The sequence below is a fragment of the Rickettsia sp. TH2014 genome (assembly GCF_019249195.1).
GTDB lineage: Bacteria > Pseudomonadota > Alphaproteobacteria > Rickettsiales > Rickettsiaceae > Rickettsia > Rickettsia felis.
Map to the genome: position 1 here is coordinate 9,305 of NZ_MXAX01000074.1, position 1,734 is coordinate 11,038.

Genomic DNA, 1,734 nt, shown 5'->3' on the forward strand with positions numbered 1-1,734 from the left:
AGATTGCTTCGTCAATTACTTCGTAATTTTCCTTGCAATAACGAGATTTGTATCCCTAACCCATCTCAAACCCTTTCTCTATATATTAATTTATTTTAACTTTATCTTGACAAAAACATTAACATACTCTAGAAACCACGTTTTATGATTTTATTAATTAAATTAAAGGAGTAATAATTATGGCACCTGTATTAAATCTAAACTTAAACTGTTTCATGCCTATATTTGCAAATGAAATGGTGAGTAGCTTACCTGGAAATACAAAACATACTATTTATAAGTTAGGCAATACTATACTTTCATCAGTATATAATACTGTTAAAGGAAGCTTCACTAACGGTTATTTAATTGAGAATATAAAATGTAATTGGGCAGGGATCTCTAATCATTTAACAGATGTACCTAACGATTTATCGGCAGTAATTAGGGAGTGTACAGGCATTAAAATCCCTATAAAATCTATTGCTACTTATGGAAACAGTACTAGCGTTATTTTAGAAGAAGAGCACTTACTTCAAAACACTACCTTAGTAGAATTAAAGGGATGCACTACCACTGAAGGCGAAGCTATCTTACAAGAGCATAATGCCAAAATGCTTGTTAATAATTTGAGAGATATTTTAAATCATTCGGAAATAACTTTGAAAAATGCTCAAGAAGCAGGGGTAGCAATTTTTAACTTATTGAATATACCAGTCAAATACACTGCTGATAATCTTAAGATTATTGTAGATACCCTCGGCATAATTTCGGATAATGCCCAAGAAGCAGGGGTAGCAATTTTTAACTTATTGAATATACCAGTCAAATACACTGCTGATAATCTTAAGGTTATTCTAGATGCTTTCAACGTAACTTTGGACGGTATACCCCCTACAGAAGTAGGTAAAAATATTTTAGATTTACTAAGTAAACCTTTCACTGAGGCAACCACTTCCACTACAGAAAAACCTAACGAAGATACAAATGGCAGTGGATATACCGGTGCTTATATCACCGCTACGGTATTTGGAATAATAAGCCTAGGTTTTGCAGCTAAATATGGATGGGATTGGTATAAGGGAAGAAATATAAAAAACGAAAATTTAGAATTAGAGCGCAAAAACATAAAGTTAGTGGATGAAAACATAGAGTTAAAAAAGGATATTTTAAATCTTAAAACACTAATTGAATTTCGAACTACATTAGATGACATTATAGAAATTGGAAATTTAACAGATATACTTGCAATACTAAGCAAAACTAATCAAGATACGATAAATTTACATGATCAAGATTATGATATTTCTCCATTAAAATTAAAAATACAAGGTCTAGATAAAGCAATTATAAAGTTAAATTCTGTCTCTAACATATGTGCTAATATAAATTCTTTAGGTAACACATTACATAAAATATGTGAACTTCTTAATGGAAAGGGTTCTTTTATTTCTATTAAATCCTTTACAAATTTAGTAACAGAATTGAGAAAAACGAATATTAAATCCGAAGAACACAAAAACTGCCTTGAGAAAATATTCGAGACGCTACTTAGAATTGATGAAACCTCAAGCGGAGAATATACTTATATTCCAGAAGAAGGGTTACAAAATCACGAAATGCCATTATTAGCCGATGTATCATCTAGCTCTTCAGGCATAGGAGTATAGAACATTGTTAGTATCATAACAAACCATCATGGACTTTTTAAAAGTTATATATAAAATGGGTCATGCCTCCATATTGCAGTTATGC

General features: G+C 30.9%; 1 protein-coding gene. It reads left to right on the forward strand.

Translation table 11 applies throughout. From position 1 onward, the window contains the following. The first annotated feature begins 179 nt into the window (after window positions 1-179). Window positions 180-1,649, forward strand: coding sequence for a DUF5460 family protein (locus KYQ89_RS01215; protein WP_218460024.1), 1,470 nt, complete (start codon window positions 180-182; stop codon window positions 1,647-1,649). The last annotated feature ends 85 nt before the right edge of the window (window positions 1,650-1,734 follow it).

Bases quoted from the DNA above. Each gene is read 5' to 3' on its own strand.
- KYQ89_RS01215 (WP_218460024.1), top strand. From the start codon at position 180: ATGGCACCTGTATTAAATCTAAACTTAAACTGTTTCATGCCTATATTT.